The following is a 24,069-nucleotide window of genomic DNA, read 5'->3' as shown; positions in this document are numbered from 1 at the left end:
GGTAGGAAGGTCTGAGGCTTCCACGTAGGTGCGGGCGATGTCGAAGTGCTCCACCCACTCTAATGGCCGGATCTACGTCACGGTTGGGTGGCGGAACTGTCGCCGTCGACATGAAGGAGTTGGCGCGATTCCCGGCGTGCTGATCGAGCCTTTGTCGTGGTGGTCTGCTGAATAGCCTGTGCTGCAGGACAATCGTGTCGGGCTACACGTGGGATATGATCTTGCTCGTCAGGTTGTGGCCCGACGGGCTTCCGCTCTACGGATATGCCCCCGCTGCACGAGGTTTCGTGCTGTCTAGGGGTGTTCGGCATGGTGGAGAGGGCTTTGCGGTCGACCGCAGCGGAGGTGCTGACATGGTCGATGGAGGCAACGCTCGTGGCGATGCTGGCCGAGCATCTGAATCGGAAGTCGGAGCAAAAGAACTCAGAAGCCCGGTCCTGGACAGCCAGCCTCCCTCTGCTGGCGAAGGATTTGCAGGAAGTCGGGTTGGGCCAAGTCGAGATGCTGCTGGAGTTTCGTCTGCCGGTGACGAGTGCTCGTGCCGACGTAGTGCTCAGTGGGGTCGATCCGCGGACCGGCGAAGACAGTTACGTGGTCGTCGAGCTCAAGCAGTGGAGTCAAGCCGAGCTGGCGTACAACAGCGACCGAATCGTGCGGGCGAGTGGGCTGCCGGACGAACAAGCACATCCGATCGACCAGGTGCGCGGCTACTGCAAGTACCTCGCACAGTACGTCGAAGTTCTCCACGACCGTCCGGAGGCGGTACACGGCGTCGCCTATCTGCACAACGCGACCGAGAACTCGATCAGCACGCTCAGAGCGCGACAACCGGATCGGTTGGGTCGAATGTTCACCGCTGACGGGCGCGAGGATTTTCTCAGGTTCTTGACCAGCAAGCTCGCCCCGGCGTCGGGCGCAATGGCCGCGGAACGGTTGTTGGCGAGCCCGATTCGTCCGCGGTCGAACCTGCTGACCTTCGCCGCATCTGCATTGCGTAGCGCGACGGAGTATTCGCTGCTCGATCAACAGCAGATCGCCTACCAGCGCGTGCTCGACCAGGTCCGGTTGTCGCACGAGCAAGATCAGAAGAGCGTCGTGATCATCACCGGCGGTCCAGGCAGCGGGAAGAGCCTGATCGCGGTCACATTGCTGTCGGAACTGCACCGCGAAGGAAAGCAGGTACGGCACGCCACCGGTTCGCAGTCGTTCACCGAGTCCCTTCGGAAGTATCCAGCAAAAGGGTCCACCCAGCTGAAGGGCCTGTTCCAGTACTACAGGACGTTCGCTGACTACCGGCGTAACCAGCTCGATGTGCTGATCTGCGACGAAGCCCATCGCATCCGGGCGGTTTCGACCAACCGTTTCACGAAGAAGGAGAAGCGCACCGGTAGGCCGCAGATCGACGAACTGATCGCTGCCGCCAAGGTCCCGGTCTTCCTCCTCGATGAGCATCAGGTTGTTCGGCCGGGTGAAGTGGGGACCTTCGACGAGATCTACTCGCATGCCACCCGGGCCGGGTATCCCGTACACACCATCGCCCTGGACGGGCTTTTCCGCTGCGGAGGAAGCGCGGAGTACGACGAGTGGGTGCGTCGGCTGCTCGGTTTGCGGATCGGCGGCCCGACCAAGTGGGTCGGGGACTCGAACTTCAAGGTTCGAGTGGCCGAGTCACCGCAACAGTTGCAGGATTTTCTGCGTGCAAAGAATGACTCCGGCGAGGTTGCCCGCATTACCGCCGGCTACTGCTGGCCATGGAGTGATCCGAAACCGGACGACAGCCTCGTCGATGACGTTCGCATCGATTCGTGGTCGATGCCATGGAATCTGAAGTCCGACAGGGCAGTCAGTGGGGTTCCGTCCAAGCTGTTCTGGGCGACTGATCCCGCGGGATTCGATCAGGTCGGCTGCATCTACACCGCGCAGGGCTTCGAATATGAGTGGGCCGGTGTCATAATCGGCCCCGACCTGGTGATTCGCAATGGCAGCTTCGTCAGCGTGCGCGACGGCAGCCAGGACAAGCCGATGAAGTCGAAGAACCTGTTCGACGACGATTTCAACCGGCTGACCCGAAATATCTACAAGGTCCTGCTCACTCGCGCGATGCGGGGCGTGGTGATCTACTCCACCGATCCAGAGACTCAGCAGTTCCTCACTGATCTGGTTCCTTGATCACGACAGGTGGAAACTGGCTCGTTCGTCGAGCACTCGGCGGGCACCGTCCACATCGGCAAGGCGGGCAGAAACTGTTGCGGCGGCGAGGTTGTTGGGGAGTACCTCCGAGAATTTCAAGCCTCGGATAGCTCGCTCGTCGGCAACCGGAAGGACAAGGACCGAGTTCGGTCCGCGTCGCTCGGACACTGCGTCTCGCCACAGGGCGGGGGTGAGGTCGGGGCGGAGGCGGATGCTGAAGTCGCTGGGGCGTTGGGTGGGGTCGACGACTGTGGGTAGGGAGGCGGCCAGGGTGGCGTTGGCGCGGAAGCCTGCCCAGGTCCACCAGCGGACGGCGTCGCCCTCGCGTTCGATCACGGTGGCGTTGCCTCTGGTTATATTCAGGGCTTTGGTCGCGCGGATGTCGTCGAGTTGGACGCGGGCGCGTTTGGTCAGCGACACCGGGGGATCAGTGCCGAGGAGGGTGTCGCGGATTGCGCGGGTCAGTTCGAAGGACAGGCCGCGCAGGCCGGTGTTGGACCACTTTGCTACGCCACCGGATTCGGCCGGTTCGACGAAGGCGCGGCGTCGGGACCAGTCGATGTAGGTGACGTGCCAGCTTCGGCCTGCCAGGAGCAGCAGGCGGGGGCCGGGGCGGTCGTCGGTCAGGACCGAGGGATCTGTGTGGCCTATTTCTTGGCGGCCTGCGAGGACCGTGAATTGTGGGGGTGCGGTGAAGGCGGCGGTGAGGTCGAGGAAATGTCTTTTACCGAAACGCTTTTCGGCTTCGGGGCCGATGTGGAGGAGGCCGCCGTCGTCATCGAGGTGACCTTGCTCCACGAGGTGGCGCAGGATCGGTCCTGCGGAGGTGTCGAACGGGTGGAGTCCGTTCCACTCTTGGGACCAGATCCGGTCGCCGATGGAGTGGTGCTGCAGCGTCACGGCCAGGATTTGTTGCGCCACCAGGTGGCGGGGTTCTGGCGGGGGGATGATCGGTTCGACCCAGCCTCGACTCCACAGCAATAACAGCCCGGCGGCTCGGATGAGCGCGTCATCGGTCGTGGCCAGGAACAAGCAGTTGCGGGCGCTTCCCGCACGTCGCCCGGTGCGGCCGATGCGCTGCAGAAACGACGCGACAGTGCTGGGTGAGTCGATCTGGATGACTCTGTCCAGGTCGCCGACATCGATTCCCAGCTCCAGGGTCGAGGTCGAGACGATGACGCAATCGCGTGCTTCGGCGAAAGCCAGTTCGGCGCGGGCGCGTTCATCCACCGAAAGCGAAGCGTGCGAGAGAAATACCGTCACCTCGCGCGTGCGCAGCGCTGCGCCGAGTTCCTCGACCTGGCGTCGGGAGTCGCAGAATACGAGCCGCTTCTCGCCGCGATGAAGGGATGCAATGACTTTCGCGGCGTTCTCCAGAGAGCCCACGTAGTCGAGCTCGACCTCGCCAGGCGGGGGAGAGGACGTCCGGCCTGGTACAGGAAGCGTGACTCCCGGTGCAACTACCCGCCCGGGACGACTACCTGCTCCTGAGCCTTGCAGCCACGTCAGGAGTTCGTCCGGATTGCCGACTGTCGCCGACAGGCCGACTCGCTGGATTGGCCGACCGGTCACCCGCTGCAGACGTTCCAGCACAGCCAGCAGATGCCAGCCGCGATCGTCGCCGGCGAAGGCGTGTACTTCGTCGATCACGACCGCGCGGACGTTTCCGAGGAGCTGGTTGTGATCGGTTTTGGTACCGATCAGCATGGCTTCCAACGACTCCGGCGTGGTGAGCAGGATGTCGGGGTGCTCACGCCGGATCCTGTCCCGCCGGGAGTTGGTCACGTCTCCGTGCCAGAGTTCCGCCCGGCGGCCGAGCCACTGCGCGTACCTGTCGACGCGCGTAGCCAGGTTGTTCAGCAGCGCTTTCAGCGGGCAGAGGTAGAGGATCGATACGCCGGTCCATTGTTGCTGTGCCATCTCGCTGAGCAGCGGAAAGCACGCAGCTTCTGTCTTTCCGCCTGCAGTCGGGGCGAGTAGGACGACATCCTCACCGTCTAGAAGCGGTGCGATCGCCTGTTCTTGCAGTGGGCGCAGTCCAGGCCAGCCCAGCGTGTTGACGATGTGGTGCACCACTACTGGATCCAGGCGATCCCATATTTCGTCAGTCACAGGCAGATCTTGCCACGAGGTGGATGCTCCCGACGGCATCCAAGGGCTAGGGCTGGTGGTCGTCGAGGATACGGCCCAACTGTTGCAAGGTATCGAGGTCGCCTTCCGACGGTGGGGTCGAATCATAATGCGCGATGCTGTTGCGGATTATGCGGACTCGTTCGAGGAGTCGCACAAATTCGGCCCGGTCGACAGTTGACCACCCGAGCACTTTCCAATTATGGTCAGCGTGCGGGACGAATTTTTCTTTTTGCCGGTCGAGCACTTCGAAAGGACTTACTAACATTGCATACTGACCGAACGTCAGATCGGCTAGTTTGCCAGTTTTTCGATCTTTCGCTTGTAGTAGTTGGATCGATTCGGGCGTAACGGGCGCCAGTGCGCTGCGCAACTTTTCTTCAATCTCCCCAACCAAGAAGAATGGACGAGAACCGCGATAGAACCAGTCGGAGACGTCGGAGGTCGTGACGATTCCACTGAACTCCCCATTACGCTCGCGAACGAGAAAGAACCCGTTTTCGTGGAGGCGCGGGAGACGGGGAAACAACTTATGGTGAGTTTCCGCGCTCTCCACGCTGGTGTTCATTACCTCCGCCAAGGCCAGAGTCTCGCCCTGATGAGATTTGCTGAGCCGTCGAGCCACGGACTGCCAGGTTACTACTCCGCGCAGATCCGATTTTCCATCGATGACCGGCATCTGCGAGTAGTCATAGGCACGCATGAGGTTGACGGCTTCGGCGACGGACGCGTCAGAGCTGACCGACTTCAGTGCACACCGTGCCGAGGGCAGGTCGCCGATCAAGAGTTGGTATTGCGGGCCGAGCAAAGGCTTGACCTCGACCTCCGCCTCGGGTGATTCGAAGTTCTGCTCCTGTTGGAGGTGTTCGAGGCCGACAATCGTCACCGTCACCCCAGGACGGCATCGAGCGAAGTCTGGGCGAGTGGTGAGCCCAGCCTCCTTGAGGGCCTTCGTGATGAGTGGAACTGTTTCATGGGTGCGCACCGCGAAGCCGAATCGGCCGACCAGGTCTTTCACAGGCATGGTCGCTCCGCGCAACGCGTGGAGCTGATCCCCCTGAGGAGAAGTGTGCATGTCAGTCCTCCCGTTGGTCGCGTTGGAAGGCATCCTTGCCCATAGCGGATTCGACCAATGCCAGTAGCTGGGCTTTGCGGTCGGCGTAGAACGCGACGAAGTCATCTCTGCGTAGCAGCTCTGGGTCGATCTGATGGGTGGCAACAACATCATCGAACCACTCGTCGCGCGTACCCGACTCGCTGGCCAGGATCGGCAGGTAGCTGCTCGGTGGGCCGATCATGTTTTTAGAGGCACGCTCAGAAAGGGGTGACTTGTTGATGATCGAATTTCCGAACGTAACCCATTCCTTGTTCTGGCCCAGTAGCCATTTTTTAGGAAATATCTGCCGAATATCGACTGCGTGTTGCACCAGGGTCGTCGCGGTCAACGGATCTGCGGTGAAGTACCAATCTGTGGCCGCCTGCTTGACCAGCAAGGCGACGATGCCCTTGTATGCCGCGCTGTTTCGAGTACTCAGTGAATCCAGGCGGTTACGGAGAAAAACAGATTCCTCGATGGTATCGGGGGTCGGTGCTGCGGGATCATTCCATGCGACCAGCTGCTCGACATCGTGTCCGAATCGGGTTTCAGTCGATCCGCTGTACATCTCACCGAGAACACCGCACCAGAACCATCGAGTGATGCGCTCTCGCATTCCGGGCTCGTCGGTGGCTTCGCCGAGAATCGTCCGCACGGCGGCCAGCGGAACGAGTTGGGAACGGTAGGGCAGGTCGCCCGCGGTGACGATGCACTGTTCGGTCAGGAAATCACCAACCCAGAGAAAGGCATCGCGCACAATCGGTGCCAACCGGTCGAAGTCCCGCAGTGGCAGATTGAGCAGGTCGCGGCGCTTACACGACACCGCTGCAGCCGGGCGCTTCTGTTTCAGCTCCCAGGTGCGTACTAGTGCTACTGCCTGTAGCAGGTCGGTGCTGGTCATACCTTCGTCGACGCGGGAGTCCTGGTCGCCAAAGACTGTGTGCCCGACCACCAACGTTGATTTCAGCTCCGCCCAGGTACGGCGCAGGTCGTATCGCAAACCGCTGTGCTGGTGTTCGTACTCGCGATCCCCGGCGTAGGTCGCGGTCAGCAGCTCGAAAACATTCAACGGGACACCGCCGGTGTTGACCCGTTCGAAGACTGAACACACCGCATCGGGAGTGGTGTCGGCGTCAAGGTTGATCATCGGCACCTGGAAGCTCCGAATATTGTGCAGCACTTCCGATTCGAAGGTTGGCCATAGCGCTCTGGCGGCCTCGGCATCGTGCCTGTCGAAGGCATTTTGCCAGTCGTACACTCGCTTGAAGTCGAAGACGATGTGAAGCGGGAAGTATCCGGCAGCCACTTCGCCTGCGGTGTCGGAGAGGTCGAGGTCGACACCATGTCGAATCCGGACCTTCTTGTTGTGATCGCGGACCGAGATGATCGCTTCGTCTCGGTCGGTCGCCGAACCGATCGCCTTTGCGATGTCGACGTAGTACCAGACCTTGACCGGATTCTTTCGCGCGTCTTCGGTGTCGACCGGCTTGTCCAGGAATAGCGACTGGTAGAGCGAGGTCAGCCGCTGCTGTCCATCGAGGAGCAAGGACTGCGGTTCTACGTTGGCTGCGGCTTCGGCGCCGGCCAACGGGCGTGCGCGAAAACTGGTTTCGCCACCGGTCCGCAGCGTCATCACCACGCCGAGGGGGTAATTCAGGGTGACGGTCGCGATCAGCTCGCGGATACCTTGATCGCCCCATTTCCAATCGCGCTGGAAGTCCGGCAGCTGCAGCTCGCCTGAGTCGATCCGTCCCAGAACATCGCCCAGCTTCGGGTTGTCCAAAGCCATCGATTACCCCCATCCAGCAGCGCCGAACGGCAGCGGTGCCGATCGATCGCTGTGATCAACTACATGCCAACAACTTTGGTGCTGACAGAGTGTACGACGGCCGGATTGATCGTGTGAAACACTGCTCACAGGTCGAGGTCGATGTCGTCGGCGCTGACGAGATTTCGCTCGGCGTCGGTCAGTTCGGCGGTGTTGACGGTGAGCTTGTAGTGGGTGCGTGGATCGAAGTCGGGGAACTGATCGATGCGGTCGAGCACATCGCCGACCAGCTTTTTGAGGAACAGCCGAGGGGCTATGCCGACTTTGCCGCCAAGGGTTCCGCCGACCGCGCGGGCCAGGTCGGCAATGTAGGCGTCGTCAGCGACTTGGCGAATCCGGTCGGGGTTCGCGCTGCCTTCGGCATACAGGTCACGGATAGTGATGCCCAGTACAACGAGGGATTCCATCGTGAACCCGGAAAGTCGTAGTTGCACGGCGCGCGGGTTGTCGAAGCGAGGGTCGGTGGTGAAGTCGGTAGCGAGGCGCTGGGCGAGCGGTGCCAGTCGTTGAACGCCCTGCTGGCCGTCGTAGAACGCCGGTGTGCCGGTGATGAGCAGGTAGAGGCCGGGGAATCGGCCGGAATGAACCTCGTCGATGAGCTGGCGTAGTGCGTTGAGCGCCTTGTCTCGCGCGTCCGATCGCACGCGCTGCAGTGTCTCGACTTCGTCCAGAATGAGGAGCAGGCCGCGATGGCCGCTGTCGCGCAACACGGTGAGTAGGCCTTGGAGGAACCCGAGCGCCCCGAAGTGGTCGAGTTCGCCGCGGACACCGGCGGCCCGACGAGCTGCCGCCGCGACATTCGGCTGGCCACCCAACCATGCCAAAATCGCTGCGGCGGTTTCCTCGTCATTTTCGGCTAGCGCTCGGTGATAGCCGCGTAGAGCGGTTGCGAAGGAGGGTGCGTGCCGTGAGACCTCGCCCAGGCGTGCTGCCATCAATTCGCCGACTGCTTCGGGCAGGTCGTCCTCGCCCGCACCGTCGGCCAGCGCGTCCTCTTCCAACGCGTAGAACCACGCATCGACGACGGGTCGCATGGCGCTGGGCGGGAAGCTCGAGGTGGCGAGCTGCTCTGTGACCCGTCGGTACACGGTTTCCAGTTTGTGTAGTGGAGTCTCGGTTTCCGAGATCTGGATTTCGGAAACGGCGAAGCTCTTCTTGCGGGCGCGCTCGCCGAGCCACCGGGAGAAGAATGTCTTACCCGACCCGTACTCACCACGCACTGCCTTGAATACCGCACCGCCGGAGGCGACCGTGTCGAGTTCGATGTCGAGTGCCGACTCGAACCGGTCCAGGCCGGTCGCTAGCAGGTCGAGTCCGTTGCCGGGCACGGCACCGCGCCGCAACGCATCGATGACGTCGCGTCGGCGGACTGCGCTGACAGGCGAAGGGACGCTATTCACCAGGCAATCTTGCCATGAGGTGGACTTGGTTCAACCGGCCGTGACATGACGCTGTTGCGTCGGGCCCGGCACTGGTTGTCGAGGCCGCGTGCCTGTCGGTGGGCAGAGCGACTATGGAGACCGGCGCAGGTGCGCCGTTCGAGCCCGTGGGAGGGGTGACCGTTGTGATGAGAAACGAATACGAAGCAACGTGTGCGATGTGCGGCGGTGTGATCGGTCCGCGGCAGGGTGTGGTGCACACGCGATCCAAGAGCCGTCCGTATCCGGTTCTATGCGATTCCTGCATGACCGACTTCGACGAGAGCGAAAGGGCCGCAGCGGAATACGACAGGAGCATGGAATGAGTCGACGCGATGGGATCGAAGTTTTTGGCTGATTTCAGGTTGCCGGATGGTCGGGCGGCACTGGGCGAGAGTGCCGCCCGGCCGGTCATCGGAGGCCGAACTGTGCGCGAAGCAGGGCCACATGGAGGCGCAGTGTTCGACCGTCGGCGAGGACCTCCAGCACCTGCACGCCGTCCACGTTGAGCAACTGCCCGAGGATGGCCGCGAAGCCGTTGGCTCGTGATGGTGGATCGCCTACGCGTTGAGCGAGGGCCGTGGTGGACTGCGGACCGTCGAGTAGCGCTCGGATGGCCTTTTCCAGCTTAGCTGGTGTTGGTTTGCGGGCCAGTTGTTCCAGCTGAGCGGCGAACACCTCTGAGGCGAGCAGATCGGTGACGAGGTCGTTGACCGGATTCGGCGATCGAAGGAGCGGCTCCGCGCTGGGCAGCGGGATATCCAGGGTGATCTGTGCGGCGGCCTGCTCGGTGATTCGGCTGGCGATGCGTTTGGTCGCCTTTTTGACGGCTGCCGTGGTTTCCGGTTCGGACAGCGTGTCGGTGTCGTCGCGCCACCAGGTCGGGCGTTGGTCGCCCAGTTCGCGCCAGCCGGTGGGGCGCTCGGCACCGTACGGAAGAAACGCGAGCACCGGGATGGTGATCTCCGCGAGTGCGGCGCCGCCGTGGTAGCCGGCCTTTTGGGCGGTGTAGCGAGAGTCGTTGTCCCACAACGCGACGATGGCGGCGCCGGGTTCGGGCCAGACGACGCGAGGGCCGTGGAGCAGGATCTCGTTTTCGGCTCTGCGGTCGAATTCGGCGGCGGGGAGCCGGTGGCGGGCTGATTCGATGCCTGCAGCTGGGACAGTTTCGCCGTGGCGGTCGATGACATGGCCGTGGTCGCTGGTGATCAGGACGACCATGCCCTGGGCCGTCGCCGCGGAGGCGAGCGCCCGCAGGTCGCCGACCTCGCGGGCTTCCCAGCCTGAGTCGTCGAGTTTGGCTTCCTTGGCGAGGCGGTCGTCGATCGTGTTGAGGACGACTGCGACATGACAATCGGGGTCGTTGAGCGCGGCGTTGAGGTCGGCCCCGAAGCGTTCGCCGGGCTTGCTTCGCAGGTCGGCCTTGTGGAAGACGGCTGCGCGCTTCGAACCCCAGAACGAGTGTGTGGGGAAGAGGCGTTGCTCGGTTTTCTGGTCGCCCTTCATGAGTTTTCCGGCGAACAGTGAGGTGCGCGAGACCGCGGTCAGGCTCGGCAGCGCTGCGGCCATGCAGCGGCGGTGGGCGTCGCCGTCGGGTAAGGGGTCGTGTTCGGCGAAGGTGGCGCGCAGTTCGCCCGCCAGTTCGGTGGCGATGGAAGCGCTCATCCCGTCGACGACTATCAACAGCACGCGGTGTGCGGAGGCCAGTGGGCGGACGACACGATGGAGGAAGCTCTCCACGGTCAGCATGGATCCCGGCGAGGTGCCCGATTCGGTCCATACCGCAAGATTTTTCGCGAACTCGCGGTCGAATTCGCGGCGGACGTCGCGGGCGCGGGTGGCGATGGTGTCGTAGGCGACGCGCAAGTCGGGGTCGTCGTCGCCGCCTGCATCGAGGTAGTCGAGGGCGCGGTCGGCCCAGGCGGTGCTGTGCATTTGGCGGTGCAGTGCGGCGGCGACGCTGCTGTCGACTTTGGGGTCGGGGTCGGTGTTCAACCACCGGGAGAGTCGCTGGGCCATCCGAACTCGCGTGATGCGCACACGGTGATCGGCGGCGAGGTCGTGGGCGCGCAGGGCGGCGACTGTTCGGTCGATCTCGTCGGGGTTGCCGCGGCCGAGTGCCTTTCCGGCGGCGGTCATCCGGGCTTCGAGGCCCGCGGCGAGGAGCGGGCTGTGGGTTGCCGCCTCACCTGCGCCGAACTGGCGAACGAGCAGGTCCGCTTGGGCCAGTACAGTTTTCGCTGCTTTGTGGGCAGTCAGGGTGGCGTCGTCGGCTTCGTCGTGGAGGTCGGTGGCGACGCGTGCCTTCACCAGCAGGTCGCGGACGTAGTCCTCGCACGTGCGGCCGTAGGTCCTGAGGAGGTGGTCCAGTGCTTCGCCCTGGACCGGGGGGCGGTCGCCGAGCCAGCGTTCGACCCGTCCGCGTGCCTGGTAGACCGCGTTGCCGGGGGTGGCGTGCTGCCAGAGAGCGGCGCACACGAGGCCGTATGCGAGTGCTTCCGGTCCGTGGCCGGCCGTCGTGAGCGCGGCAACCGCTGTGCCTGTAGCGCCGGATTGTTCTGATTCGCAGAGGAATTCGATGAGTCCGTCGCGCTCGGGGGCTCGCAGGTCCAGTAGTTGTCGGTCGGCGCCCGGGCGTTGTGTCCACTCGAGCAGGGTGATGGGGTCGATGCGGTCGGATCCCGAGTGGATGCGGAGTCGGCGGCCGGTGAGGGCAGCCAGCGCCGAGACGCGGGAGAGGACGCGGCCTGCCATCGCGGTCGGCCAGTCCTGGGCGCCTGCGGCGTCGAGCAGCGCTTCGCAGGCCCAGCCGTCACGTCGGAGCCGAGGGTCGATGGCTTTGGCGCCGAAGGACTCTCGGACGATGTCCCAGCGGTCTACCGCGTAGACGCGTCCGCGGTGGGTGCGGGCGAGGATTGCTGGGTCGAGGTCGTGTTCCTCGATGTTGGTGATGATCACCAGGACTCGCGGGTCGGGAGCGATCTCGCGGGCGTGGGCTAGGACGGCTTCATGCACGGCGAGTGGGGACGCGGCGATCGACACTCGAGCGTGCCGGTCCTCGGCGAGGGCAAGGACGGGGTCGCTGTCCCACTCCGGTTCGCCGCGCAACAACAGGATGACGGGCGCGCCCGGGTTGGCAAGCTCGGCCTGTAGCTTCTTTTGCGACGAAAGATACTGGGTAACCGTCGCTCTCGACATGCGTAGTGCGGTGGTTTCCGTGGCGGTGGTCATTCGTTGATGACCTTCCACGAGATTTCGATGCGTGCGGTCGGTTCCTGTGCTGCCAGCTCCGCTAGCCGGTCAGCGAAGCTGGCAGCCGCGTCACTCGCTGTTGTTGTGTAGATGCCCGACCGCTGCGCGGGGCGCTGCTTTGTTGGGTCGATCACCGGGTTCGTCAGGGTGATATCGCTAGGCCCGGGGCCGGGTACGACCGGAGCGGGATAGACGGGGGGTACGGGTGATGGGGGTCGCGGTTCGGTGTTGTTTTTCAGCTGGAGCGCGATCAGTTCGGTCACTTGCGTGTCGGCCTTGCGCAAAGCGGCGGCCAGGTCAGCTGAGCGTTGGTCGGCTTGTGCGGCAGTACGGAGCGAGTCCAGTAGCGACGCGCCCGGGGCGCCGAGCCCGGTGGCGTGGTTGAGATTGCGCCACGGCGCGTGCGCGAGGGCCGAGGTGACTTGGTCGGCGGACTTGATCGATGTCGCGTACCGGTCCGCGTTGACGTCGGCGAGATCGAAGTGAGCGAGCGCCTCGACCGCCTTCTTCGCACCGGCGGACCCACCGGTGCCAACAGTGGCGAGGGTGGACAACAACGCGAGCGAGCGTCGAGCAAGCGCGAGTCGCTCACCGGCGACGGTGTCGTTGAGCTGAAGGAAGTCCGCGTGCTTTTCCAGCTGTTCGACGAGGCGAGCAGCTGTGTCCTGGTATTTGCTTGCCGCAGCGCTGATTTGACGAGCGAACTGCTGGACCGGCCCACCACGCAACAGCGTAGGCACCTTGACGCCGAAGATGACCTCGAACCGACTACGCGCAGCGGCGAAGTCCGCCTCGCTGGGTAGTGGCTGCGTGCGCAACGCATCACCCGGTTGGATCTTGGTGAGTTCCGGGGTGTCGATCGGGACGCCGCCGCGTACCCAGATCCGGTCATCCATCTCGGCGAACGAGGCGATCACCAGGTTTGCAATGTGGGTTTCCAGGCCGCGGGGCTGGGGGCGGTCGATCCAGTCGCCGAGGGAGATGACCGAGAGGTCGCCGGTGCTGCCTGCGTTCTGGGCCTCGCGACGGAAGTGGTCGGCCCACCGCTTAGACAGCTCGAAGTAGGCCTCTTTCTGCTGGCCGAGGCCGAGAGGTACGGCGATCCGTCGCATAAGGGCGCGCTCCTTGGCGGGCACTTCGAACCGGCCGTCGCGCGCTTCGGCTGCGCCCTTCACCTGTGCAAGAACAGCTTTCGCGTCGATCGGCTTGACGGCTACGCCGGTGCCGTCCGGGTCGAGGTTCGGGTGCTCGGGGAACTGGTGGGCCAGGAGCTTGCCCGCGAGGTTGCGGATGGCGTCGTGCAGTGGTTGGCCGATCGAGACGGTCAGGCCGTCGATATCGGGCAGGGGGTGGAACAGTTCGCCCAGGTCGTTGGTGACGTCCTCGGGCTTGCGCTCGGCGAGGCCGTAGGCCTGCTTGAAAGTCGCGAGCACGCGTTGACGAAGGACCTCCCGCTGCGACTCCAGGAGCTGCTTGGCGCTGGCCCGGTTGTCGGGGTTGAGATGCTGGGCGTACTGGGTGTCGAAGCGGTACGGGTCGGCGAGTGCCTTCGTAATGACCAGTAGGCGCCGGAAGTCTTCCCAGCGGGGCTTGGTCAGGTGGGTGGGCAGCCAAGCGACGGTGTTGGGGTGGTTGCCGCCCTGCTCTTCCTTGAGTCGGCGAATCCGGTCGGCGTCTTCGATCGGGGTGTGGGCGCCTTCGTCGTAGGGCAGGTCGATGACGATGCGCCAGCGGCCTTCGTAGGCGGGTTGGAGGTCGTGGTTGGGGAGTGCGTCGTCATCGCTGACGTTGCCGAACACCACTTCCACGATGCGGTTGGAGCCGCGCCAGACGAAGCGCAGTTCGTCGGCGTCGAATCGGCCGTTGGCACGGTCGAGGCCGAACTCCTCCGCCAGGAGGTCACGGGCAAGGGCGAGCCGGTTGGACGGGTTGTCGTTGACCTGGGCGTTGGCGATCACCGATTCCACGTCGACGCCGGACAATGCCAGCTGCACGCCGGGATTGACATCGGTGCCGGTGAGCTTGATTTCGGGAAAACGACCAGCCCATTCGCTGATCATGTCCTTGATCACGCCCTCTTCCCGGCCCGGGATCATGGTGGTGATCGAGCCGTAATTGAGTGCGCCGAGTCGGCGAATTGTCAAGTCGCGCAGGGCTGGAACGCTCGGTGCGAGTGCCGCGAGCAGGACCGTGCAGGCGAGACGGTTCTGGCCGACGAACTTCTTGCAGTTGCCGAGGAGTTTGGCGTCGGTGATGGTGTCGCGCCGGTTGAGGTAGGCATCGATGTCGTCCTCGGTGACCTCGCATGTGCTGAGCAGGTACGGGCGCAGTCGCGTTTTATACAGCTTGTCGGCGGCGTCGAAGAGGACCTTCTTGTCGGCGACGAACGGGCGGTCGCCACCTCGGGTGAGCTGCTCGTAGAGGTCGCCGAGGGGGACCAGGTCGCCGAGACGCAGTTCGTTGCGGTGGTCGGCGAGGAGCTGACCCATCAGCTTCAGGCCGGTACGGGAGCGCTGTAGGGCGGCCGAGATGTGGACGAGGGTGTCGAGGAAGGCGGGGGAGAACGGGTAGCTCAACCGGAACGACGCCTCGTCGGCGCCGGTGGTGGACTCGTCGGAGCCGAGCAGGGTGTCCCACACCTTGGGGCTGAGCTTTCTCGTCCGCTCGAAGGCTGCGTCGAACTGGGCGACGGCGGCTTCGTCACGCGGCTTGAGCAGGCGGGCGTGTGCGATCTGCGGGAGGTTGCGGTCTTCGAGGCTGATCAGATCGAAGCGGCCCGATGCGTGATTGAGGGCGTCCTGGATCGCGGATTCCGCTGCGCCAGCGAGCTCTTCACCGACGAGCTCGCGGAGGTCGCGCTGGCGGGCGATGAACGAGATGATCGGGATGGCGCGCCGGGCATCGCCGCCCTCACGGAAGTTGGTGATCTTGCTGGCTTCGCGGGCCACCCGCTTCTCATCGTGGATGAGGCTGGCCAGCCACAGGATCAATTCGTCCAGAAAAAGGATGATGCCGTCGTAGCCGAGCGACTTCGCATGCGAGGCAATGACGCTGAGACCCTTGTCGAGGGAGATGAAGCCGGTCTCGTCCTCGGCGGCCTGCTCGGTGAACCCGGGCAGCAGGGTGTTGCTGGCATCGCTGACCAGCTTGGCGCGCAGCTCCTGCGGGGTGGTCGGGTTCACCAGGTTGATGACGCTGCCGTCGTGGACCTCCGACGCGGCCAGGGCGGTGTCGAGTTTCTGCGTGGTCCAGAAGGCTTTCGGGTCACCCCATTCATCGTCGCCTTCGGCAGCGTGGTCGCGGTTGAGGGCATTGAGGAACGGTTCCTCGCCCATCGTGTCGCGCAGTGAGCGCAGGTTGGTGAACAGCGCGTCGGTGCGATACACCGGCGGAATCATCGCGTCGGGATGCAGCTTGCGGACGAAGTCGACGTAGCCGCCGAGCACCCGCTGCTCCATCGCCTTGGCGTCGATCATGTGGTACGGCACCATAAGGAACTTCTTGCCGTCCGACAGGAGCCACTCGTGTTTGGTGAGCAGCGGGTCGAACTCGGTGCGGGAGCGGGCAACTGGGTTACCTGAGAGCAGGGCGTAGAGAACCGACATGAAGTGCGATTTACCGGCACCGAATGAGCCGTGCAGGAAGGCGGGCTTCGAAGTGTTGCCGTCGAGCGCGGACTTGATCAGCGCGAGGGCTTCGTCAAAGTTGCCGAGCAGGCGCTCGGTGAGCACGTAGTCTTCGACCGCTTTGGTCGAGCCTGCGTCGGTGACCGCGTCGGCAAGGGTGAGCACATAGTCCGAACCGGCGATGTGTTCCTTGATATCGATGAGGTCGCGCAGAAGTGGGCGCTGGTCCATCAGTTATCCCCCTGTGCTGCTTCGGTTTTCTTGGTGGTGCGTTTTGCCGGTGCGCGACGGCCGCGGGTGGCGGGTTGTGGGCGCCAGTTGCGGAGGTCGTCGTCGGTCAGGCCGTGTTCGCTCTGCCTGTCGTGGCGGTCGCCTGCGAGGAAGGTCGAGGGGGCGATGCCGAAATTTGGGTCGATCTCGTTGTGCCACTGGTCAAGCCATGGCTGCAGTTCGAGCAGACCCGCGAGGAATGGAGTGATCTCCTCTGTCGAGAGGCTGTGGTCAGCGAGATAGATGGCGATGGCCATCGCTTGTTCGCGGTGGTCCCAGCCTGCCCAGCCGAATAGGTCGGGGGTAGCGGCGTTGGTGGAGCCGTAGGAGATGAAGCGTTCCTTGGGTACGTCGAGCTTGCCACGGGCTTGCCAGAACGGCGTGCGTAGGAAGTCGGCAGATGTGTATTTGGGCGGGACCGGGATGGTCTTGCGGTAATCGTTCTTGGCAGGTCCGTCGGGCATGGCGTCCTCTTGGCGCTGCATGTCCCAGACGTGGTCCCAACTCTGGCGCTTCTTCAGGCCTGAGGGCTTATAGCGCAGGGCTGATATGAACGGGATATGGTGGTCGCTGATTAGCTCGCCAACCACCTTGGCCAGGTTGGTGCGAGGTGCATACAGGGCGGCGACGGATACGAAGTCGACATCCTCGGCTAAGCGATCGGCAAGTCTGGTCAGCGTAAGCATCTGAGGCTGGTCGCTGTTGTCGAACCACAACCTGCGAGAGCTCATTTGGTCGAGTAGCCAGGAGCGGAGTGCCCTCTCCTGGAGTGCTTCCCAGCCATCGGTCGCCCACCGGCGCTTATAGTCGGGCCGTTCAATCATGCCGATCGCTCGCGACGACTCGATCGCCATCATCCGGCGTTGAACAACCTGCCTGTAAGGTTCTGGCCAGTGTGCTGGAATCGCCAGGGTGGGGGTGGATTTGTGTCGCTTAAACCATTCGTCGGACGATTCTCCCCGCGCAGCTCGACGTGCAAGTACGATCTCAAAGGCCCGTTCCCCAGGTTGAATTTCAGGGACTTCATTAGGCGGGGAGATAAAATCTTCGCTTGTTAGGTTGAATACGGAGTAGATTGTCCAGTCCAGTTCCTCCTGCATTGCGATCATCTGTGCCCGTATCTTGTGCCAATTCATTTCACTATCTCGCAGGGCTTGGCCTGTTGGCACGCCTCTGTGGCACATCGCTGTTGGGCTCGCTGAGCTAATTTGATTAGCAAGCATGTCAAGCTTCTCGATAATTGATGTAGGCAACCTAGTCGGCACAGGGAATCGCCCAACATTCTTACTATTGAATTGGTACCTATCTGACCAGGGTTCTGCGCTGACGCGGGCGCCGTCGTCGCCCATCGGATCGCCGCCCTTTGGGTAGCAGCTCATTTTGAGCCAGAAGCAGGCTGTGGAGCTATTAAGAAGCCCTAGTAGCTGCAGGTGCTTTTCCTCGCTCGATCCTTCCGGCAACTTGATGACTGGTGCCGTCTGTTTGAACACCTTACCGCCTCGGTCTAGCACGAAGTGGTTGTGTGTAGCCACTTCTGCGAAGGAGATGGACAGTGGTGATCGGTACCGCTTAGGGAAGAACATGCTGTGGTCGAACCATCGGAGCCCACGCTGTTCTGGCGTTTGCCCGAAGTCAACTCGTTGACGAAGGACCGTTCGATTTGGCCATAGAAATCGTGCTTCGGAGACGGAGATTGTTCGATGTTTGCCAGTATCGTCGTAGGGGAAATATGTGGCGGTTGAAGGCTCAATAGTGAAGTCTCTGACAGCATCACCCAATACGACCGGCACGCAAGAAGATGAGATTCCATGTGATTTGGCAGCGCTCGGTGGAATATAATAGGCGTCATCCAGCCCGGTGTGAGTTGTTCTCCCAACTGCGTCGATAATGGCAGACAATTTGGTGTTTGCAGCGGCATTGAGCTGTTCGACCATTTCATGGCCACCGTCTGCCAGGATCCAGGGTTGGTTGGCGAAACGGTCACGATCTAGGTCATCAACTGAAACCCACTGGCTCACGCTGGCTCCGGGCCCTGCGACCTGCTTGACGATTGCTTGCCAGACGAGGCCTTGCTCGGGGTTTTCGGGTGCTCTCGGTTCGCCTTGCACGCTTCGCACGGTGAGAAGCCTTGGTCGGCGGCTCTTCCCGGACTTTCGTGTCCCGACCAAGATTACTGTAGGTGTCCCGTGCCCCGGGATGTACGCGCCGGATGTATCGATCACTTCAGTAAGTTCGACGGAGTGGGCGAAGAACTCTTCAATAAGCTTTGTGCCGAACTCCCGCTTCATAAACGAGTTTGAGGTAATCTGTCCGACCCGTCCGAATCCGTAGCCGTCTGGGTTGCCGATCTTGGCAAGTTCAAAGAAGCGCTGCGCGAAAGGTACTGACAATGCATAGGTTCCTGCGCATGCTTTGTACAGCCCGCGATAGATTTTGTTGAGGTTCTCATCCTTCACGGTGATATATGGCGGGTTGCCCACTACCACGTGGTAGTTGCCCTGCTCAAGAATTCCGGGGTAGTCCTGCACGTCCTCCGTAGCGTAGGAGAACTCGGCGAGAGGATCCCCAATATCGCCATCAAAGCTTAATTCCAGCTGCCGGGCTTTGATCAGCGAGTCACCAACCGCAAGCTTGATTGGCCAATCGTAGCGCGAAGCTTCCGCGAGATTGCGGACGTCCGCTGCGGCCATCGCAGCTACGAGGAGGCGAAAGCGTGCGATGGCGATCGCGAAGGGGTTGAGGTCGACGCCGTGGACTGAGTTCAGTGCGGCTTGGACTCGTTCGTGTCGGTCTTTGGTCGGCTGATTTTTTGCCCAGCGTTCGTTCAGCCGCTTGAATGCACCAAGCACGAAGTGCCCCGACCCACATGTCGGGTCTATGAGTTTGATTTCCGCATAACCAAACTCGCCGATCGCAGGCTCAAGGGTGCGGTCGAGGATGAATTCTTCGACGAATTCGGGGGTTTGGAGGAGGGCGTATTTTTTGCGGATATCTTCGGAAAGATCTTGGTAGAGGTCGCCGAGGAAGCGGGTGTCCCAGCCGTTGATGCCGTCTTCGTCGAGGGGGTCGGTGAAGTTGTGGACGAGGGTGCCGTGTTCGTCTCGGGTGCGCCAGAATTCGATGAGGTCGCGGGCGCCGTCGTGGGAGACGGGGATTTGGTAGAGGGCGTTGTGGGCGCGGTCGAAGAGGAGTTTGCCTGCTTGGCCTGCGCCGAGTTCGGCGAAAGACTGTTCGAGCCAGCCTCGGTAGGTGGGGTCGGCGTCGGATTCGACGTAGGCGTCGTAGCGGGCTTGGGCCAGTTCGCGCCGGTCGTCGGTGGGGCCGGTGAGGTAGGGCTCGGGGATGAGGCGGTTGTCTTCGCAGAAGCGGACGAAGACGGTGCCGAGGACCCAGGCGACGGCTACCTGGGTGATGCGTTCGTCGAGCCAGGAGGTTTCGGTGGCCGCGGTGCGGTTTAGTTTGCGGGCGTGGGCCCACTCGTCGTGTAGGCGGGCTTTCACCTCGGGAAGGGCGCGCAGCTGTTGGTTCAGGTCGGCCTCGACCGCAGTGACCTGCTTCTTCAGGTCGGCGAGCAGTGCGGCGCGGTCGATCATGCGTTGACTCCTGTGTCGGTCGAGGGGCTGGCGCGGTGGAGGTTGTTGATCCACGAGGCAGGCAATTGGATCCACTCGTTGAGAGCGGACTGGTACGGCACGGTGACGGCACCGAGGTGCGGCGGACGCATCGGGTCGGACTGTGGGCACAACAACCACAGACCGCCCTTTCCTCGGCGGGCCTGCTCGGCCAGGCGGCCGAGCACACCCATCGCGTCGTAGCGGGCGAACACCAGGGTGTCGGTTAGCAGTAGCGGGCCGTTACCTGCGATGTTGTCGGCGATCTCGGCTTCGATGCGGCTCCATGCGGTGCGCGCGTACTCCGAGAACTTCAGTGCGGGACGGGAACCGGCCGGGGCGACGTCGGCGCGCAGGATGGTTTCCCAGGTGGGTTTCGTATCAGGGGGAACCAGGTCGTGCATGGTGGCCAGGAACAGCGCCGTTGCCGACATCGGGCGTGCGGAGAAGCGGTCCCGCAATTCCGCGGCGGCGTTGGGCCTGTCTCTGTCGTCGTTGCGCATGATCGGTGCGGTGAGCACCCGGAATCCGTCGCGCAGTGCCGCGCCGACGAGGAGTTCCTCGGTTCGGGCGGCCTTGGCCAGACTCGGATCGTCGGAATAGCGGCCCGCCGCATGGGAGTTGACTGCGGTCGTCCAGCGGGGCGCGTGTTCGGTGTAGCTGGAGTTCTGGTCGGCGTGTTCGGGGATGTAACGCTGTACCCGAGAACCGGGGTGGGTCGCGACAATCAGGCCGAAGCCGGCATCCTTCAGCGCTTTTGTCAGCTCCGGGGTAGGCAATTCGTCATCGCTGCCGGCGATCGTCAGTTCCGGGAAACGGGCCAGAATACGGTCGAAGACAGTGCGTGCCAGTAGTCCGGGTTGCTGCTGTAGCGGCATGCCCGGAGTGAGGGTGACCAGGCCTGCTTGAGTCAAACGGACGGCTCGCACCAGCGGCAGGTCGCGCGGATAGATCTCCAGGCGCGGGGTGACCGCGGCATTGCGCGAGGCACTGACCGATACCTGCACCAGGCGACGCTCGTCCAAGGTGAACGTGCCCTCAGGAGGTTCTACTGCGCCGAGCCGGTCGAGCACTGTCGCGGCAGTCGGCAAGGTTTCCTGATCTGCGAGCGCGTCAGCAGTCTTGCCCAGACGTAGGGCGAAATGTGCCATCGCAGGCCCGGCCGGCTTGTCGAGATCCGTGTCGGCAGCTTCGAGCGCCAGCACGACCACTGGATTCGAGCCCGAATCTCGTTTCAGGGCAACATAAATCGCCGCATCCTCGGGTGCGAGCTGCTCGACCTCGACGACGACTCGCACCGCGGCCAAGCCCAAAGCTCTCCGCTGCGCGCGCTCGTGCAGACGGGTACCTCGCCTAGCGATCAGTGCGTCGGCGAGTTCGGTCGCTGCCGCGACTCTGCCGAACTCCTCCAACAGTTCCAGTACCTGCGCCCGCAAGGCTTGAACGGCAGGGTCTTTCTTCCACTGCGTGCGTTGGGCTTTCAGTAGCTGGGCGACGCGGCCCGAAGTCAGGCCGAGGGTGTCGGCTACTGCTGATTGGGTAGGCCACGCATCTAGATCGGGCAAGTCGCCCGCACCCGGGATACGTAGCAGGCGTGCAACCGCGTCGACCTTGTTGGCGTTCGTGGCGGTCTTGTTGGGTACGAAGCCGACAGCGAGGGTGTCCAGGCTGAGAGTGCGCAGCAGTCCGGCGCTGAGGTCGGCACCCGCCGCGGCGAGTTCGGCCTTCGCCTCCTTTCTGGCCTCGGTGGTGAGCGGCGCGGGTTCGTCCTTGCCGAGCCGTTTGCCCCACTCTTTGAGGCGGTCCTGGATCTCGCGCCGCGAGCGGGCACCCAGACCGGGGGCGTTGATCAGCTTGCCGCGGCCGTAGTCGAGGAACTCACCGACAGTGTTCACACCGAGGCCGTAGAGGAACTGTTCGGTCGCCGCCGTCATGCCGGACTGCGACAGGTGGGTTTCCACAGTCGCCTGTTCGGCGATCTGACGACGCTGGTCTTCCGGTGCCACCTCGTCTACATCGACAGGCGGCGCTGGGTGCACGCTCAATGGCCGCGACGGCACCGCAAGCGTCATGTCCAGGAAGATCTTGCGCCACGCGTCGCGCATCGGTTTGAGGTCCGAAAAGCGTTGGGCTACATCGCGGTGCAGTGCCTTGCGGAAGAACTCGACCAGGCCATCGCGCACCGAAGCGTCGAATGCATCTGCGGCGACCTCGGGGTACGGGAACTCGGCAGCGTCGAGCTGGCGGGGCAGCACGCTGCCGTCGCCCCACCGTGGGATTTCGCCCGAGGCCATCTCGTGCAGCGTCACTGCCAGCGCATAGCGTTCGGCGTGGGCGTCGTAGACTCCACGGGTCAAGGTGGTGATGAACGGGTCGAGGTAGCCGTCGGTGCCCGCGTCGGTGTTCTGCACCGGATAGCCGGCCAACGAGAAGTCGATGAGGACCAGTTCGCGAGTTCTGTTGGGACGCACGCGAATCGCGATGTTGTCCGGCTTCAGGTCGCGATGCCAGACACCTTCGCCCTCAAGGAAATCGAGGGCTGCGAACAAGTAGTCGCTGTAGGTTTCCAGCCGGCCCACCTGAAGGCGACCGTTGTCGCGGAGTTCGCGGGCGACGGTCTCCTCGGTGCGATGCTTGGACTCCTGCTCCAATCCCTGTTCGTCGCCGACGTATTCGAGGACAAGGGCGGTGCGGTCGGCGAGGGTGAGAATGCCGGGATCGACCAGGTCGATGATGCCCGAATGGCGGCGCAGTCCGCGCAGTACACCGGCCTCGCGGGTGAGTACCTCGCGGCGGTCGTCGGAGAGCGCGACCTTGAGCACTACGTAGGGCTTGCGGTTGTCAGGGTCGGCCTGCAGGTCGCGGACGAGCAACGCGCGGCTCGTCGATCCGGTGCCCAGACGGCGACGTACCTGCCAGCGGCCGGCCAACACGTCATCGCGGACCGCTTCGAGGGGATCCTTGTCGGGCGCGGTCGGTTCTTCCTCATCGGGTGTGGTCAGTGCGTTCTCGACATCTTCGAGAAGCTCGATGAACTCGGCGATCGAGGTGAGCCGTCGCGTAGGGCGATAGTCTGTCGCCGCCGCCACCAGTAGATCGACATCCTGGGGTAGATCATCGACCAGGGCGCTGGGGCGCAAATCCTCGCCGGCCTCGAATCGGGCCAAGAGTTCTGCTTGCGCGGTGGCGGGTGCCTTGCCGGTGACCAGCAGGTAGGTGAGCATGCCCAGGCCGTAGACGTCCATGGCGATGGGGTCGGGCGACGTCGCCGCGACCTCGGGGGCGAGGTAGGCGTCGGAACCGGCCGAAAGATGTTGCGCCGACAGCAGAGTCGGGGCGTGCCGCGTCATCGACAGAACTGAACCGGCCGAACGTTGCGTAGCCACTTGCCAGTCGGAGATCTGCAACAGAGGCGCACGCCACCGTTGGGTTTCGGTCGAACTGCGTTGGGGTACCACGTGAATCGACCGAGCGGCCAGCGCGCGGTGGTACAAGCGTGAGGAGTGCGCTGAGCGCAATGTCTCGGCGAGTTGCCGGACCAAGCTGATGCGGTCGCCGATATCCAGAGATTCGCCGTGCTGGGCGAGGAATTCGTCCAGGTGCAGGGTGTCGGGGTGGTAGCGGAAGATGAGGGCTGGTCCCGCGGAGTGGCCGGAGGAGTCGAAATGCTCCAGTTGCACTGCACCCGGATGGCGGAACCTGCGCAATACCGCTGCTTCTCGGCGCGCGGCGGCGTCGACTGATTTGCGTGCTTCCTCGTCAGCGCCGCGTTCACGCAGATAGATGCGCACGCGGACCGGTTCGCGCAGCTCGGTGTGGACAGCGAGATAGTCCTGCCAGGTCTGGCCGGCGTCAATCGGTTTGCGCTGCAGCACGTAGGGGCCGACGTTGAACTCGGCATCGCTGCGCCGCACGCCTGCGTCTTCGAATGCTTTCTTGATCTTCTTGGCGAGGCGGGCGTCGACCATGCGCCTGGCATCCTGTGCCGGGGCATTGAGTCGGTCCATCAGCTCTTTGATGGTGTGCGTGTTTGTGCGGTCACCTGGGGGCAGGTCGAACCGCAGGCCCTGATTGGTGAGGCAGACAGCAGAGCTCACGAACACCCGAGCGCCGCTGGTACCCAGCAGACCGGCCAGTTCCTTGCTCTTCTGGTTCACCAGATGCAGCGGACTGCGGAACTTCCTGCGGTCGCCGCGCTTGTTCGTCTGGACCCAGTCGCCGCTCTCCGCGGAGAGTCGGCCACTGAAATCCTTGAGTTCGATCATGTGCACCCCGTTGGGGGCGATCACCAGCAGATCGACCTCACGCACATGCCCGGTATTGGCCGTGAAAGTGAAGTTCGACCAGGCAAACCACGGATCGACATTCGGCAACTGCGTCCGGATCGCTTCCAGCCCCCGGCGCTCATGCTCGAAACTCGACTCGGTGACTGTTGTCCACCGACCCTCGTCCATATGTGCGCGTCCTGTTCTCGTCGTCCGATATCGCCCGGCCCCCGGCCCCCGGCGCCGCGAAGACCACACTAGTCGTCAGTGTGGCGGGCCGAAGCATCGCCGACGAACCGTTAGATCGTGATCGCCGCGGCTCTGCGCGGGTTGTCAGTCCCTGTACGGCGGGCAGTACGCCTGGATCGCGGCGTGTAGGAAGA

The 24,069-nt window shown here is 63.3% G+C and carries 9 protein-coding genes; 1 reads left to right on the top strand and 8 read right to left on the bottom strand.

Features of this window, described 5'->3' with window-relative positions; all coding sequences use genetic code 11:
- Positions 1-309 precede the first annotated feature (309 nt).
- Positions 310-2,169, top strand: coding sequence for a DUF2075 domain-containing protein (locus ASD42_RS14830; protein ID WP_056816885.1), 1,860 nt, complete (start codon positions 310-312; stop codon positions 2,167-2,169).
- On the opposite strand, the gene ASD42_RS14825 is transcribed toward ASD42_RS14830, so the two are convergent.
- The 8 genes from ASD42_RS14825 to pglW all read right to left on the bottom strand — a co-directional run bounded on the left by ASD42_RS14825 (position 2,170) and on the right by pglW (position 23,875).
- Positions 2,170-4,302: a DEAD/DEAH box helicase gene (locus tag ASD42_RS14825; RefSeq protein ID WP_235569538.1), complete on the bottom strand. Its 2,133-nt coding sequence runs from the start codon at positions 4,300-4,302 to the stop codon at positions 2,170-2,172.
- A gap of 46 nt (positions 4,303-4,348) precedes the next feature.
- Positions 4,349-5,344: a CBS domain-containing protein gene (locus ASD42_RS14820; protein WP_162256207.1), complete on the bottom strand. Its 996-nt coding sequence runs from the start codon at positions 5,342-5,344 to the stop codon at positions 4,349-4,351.
- A gap of 52 nt (positions 5,345-5,396) precedes the next feature.
- Positions 5,397-7,205 carry a DUF262 domain-containing protein gene (locus ASD42_RS14815; protein WP_056816737.1) on the bottom strand — a complete coding sequence of 603 codons (1,809 nt, stop codon included), beginning with the start codon at positions 7,203-7,205 and terminating at the stop codon, positions 5,397-5,399.
- 125 nt (positions 7,206-7,330) lie between these two features.
- Entirely contained in the window at positions 7,331-8,644 is a 1,314-nt protein-coding gene (gene brxD / locus ASD42_RS14810) for a BREX system ATP-binding protein BrxD (RefSeq protein ID WP_200950452.1), read from the bottom strand.
- Positions 8,645-9,073: 429 nt separating this feature from the next.
- Positions 9,074-11,893, bottom strand: coding sequence for a BREX-2 system phosphatase PglZ (gene pglZ, locus ASD42_RS14800; RefSeq protein WP_056816728.1), 2,820 nt, complete (start codon positions 11,891-11,893; stop codon positions 9,074-9,076).
- Positions 11,890-15,771 (bottom strand): BREX-2 system ATPase PglY, encoded by a 3,882-nt coding sequence (pglY, locus tag ASD42_RS14795; RefSeq protein ID WP_056816725.1) that lies wholly within the window; start codon positions 15,769-15,771, stop codon positions 11,890-11,892. The genes pglZ and pglY overlap by 4 nt, the downstream gene beginning before the upstream one ends.
- Positions 15,771-19,403 (bottom strand): BREX-2 system adenine-specific DNA-methyltransferase PglX, encoded by a 3,633-nt coding sequence (gene pglX, locus ASD42_RS14790; protein WP_056816722.1) that lies wholly within the window; start codon positions 19,401-19,403, stop codon positions 15,771-15,773. Before pglX ends, pglY begins: the two co-directional genes overlap by 1 nt.
- Entirely contained in the window at positions 19,400-23,875 is a 4,476-nt protein-coding gene (pglW, locus tag ASD42_RS14785; protein ID WP_056816720.1) for a BREX system serine/threonine kinase PglW, read from the bottom strand. The genes pglX and pglW overlap by 4 nt, the downstream gene beginning before the upstream one ends.
- Positions 23,876-24,069: the final 194 nt, after the last annotated feature.

Origin of the sequence: Nocardia sp. Root136 (assembly GCF_001427185.1) — a bacterium.
Lineage (GTDB): Bacteria > Actinomycetota > Actinomycetes > Mycobacteriales > Mycobacteriaceae > Nocardia > Nocardia salmonicida.
This window is presented reverse-complemented; position numbering and strand designations above follow the sequence as displayed.

What these genes read in the sequence shown, in the direction of transcription:
- ASD42_RS14830 (WP_056816885.1), top strand. Translation starts at nt 310, where the DNA reads ATGGTGGAGAGGGCTTTGCGGTCGACCGCAGCGGAGGTGCTGACATGG.
- ASD42_RS14820 (WP_162256207.1), bottom strand. Translation starts at nt 5,344, where the DNA reads ATGCCTGTGAAAGACCTGGTCGGCCGATTCGGCTTCGCGGTGCGCACC.
- ASD42_RS14815 (WP_056816737.1), bottom strand. Translation starts at nt 7,205, where the DNA reads ATGGCTTTGGACAACCCGAAGCTGGGCGATGTTCTGGGACGGATCGAC.
- pglZ (WP_056816728.1), bottom strand. Translation starts at nt 11,893, where the DNA reads ATGACCACCGCCACGGAAACCACCGCACTACGCATGTCGAGAGCGACG.
- pglY (WP_056816725.1), bottom strand. Translation starts at nt 15,771, where the DNA reads ATGGACCAGCGCCCACTTCTGCGCGACCTCATCGATATCAAGGAACAC.
- pglX (WP_056816722.1), bottom strand. Translation starts at nt 19,403, where the DNA reads ATGATCGACCGCGCCGCACTGCTCGCCGACCTGAAGAAGCAGGTCACT.
- pglW (WP_056816720.1), bottom strand. Translation starts at nt 23,875, where the DNA reads ATGGACGAGGGTCGGTGGACAACAGTCACCGAGTCGAGTTTCGAGCAT.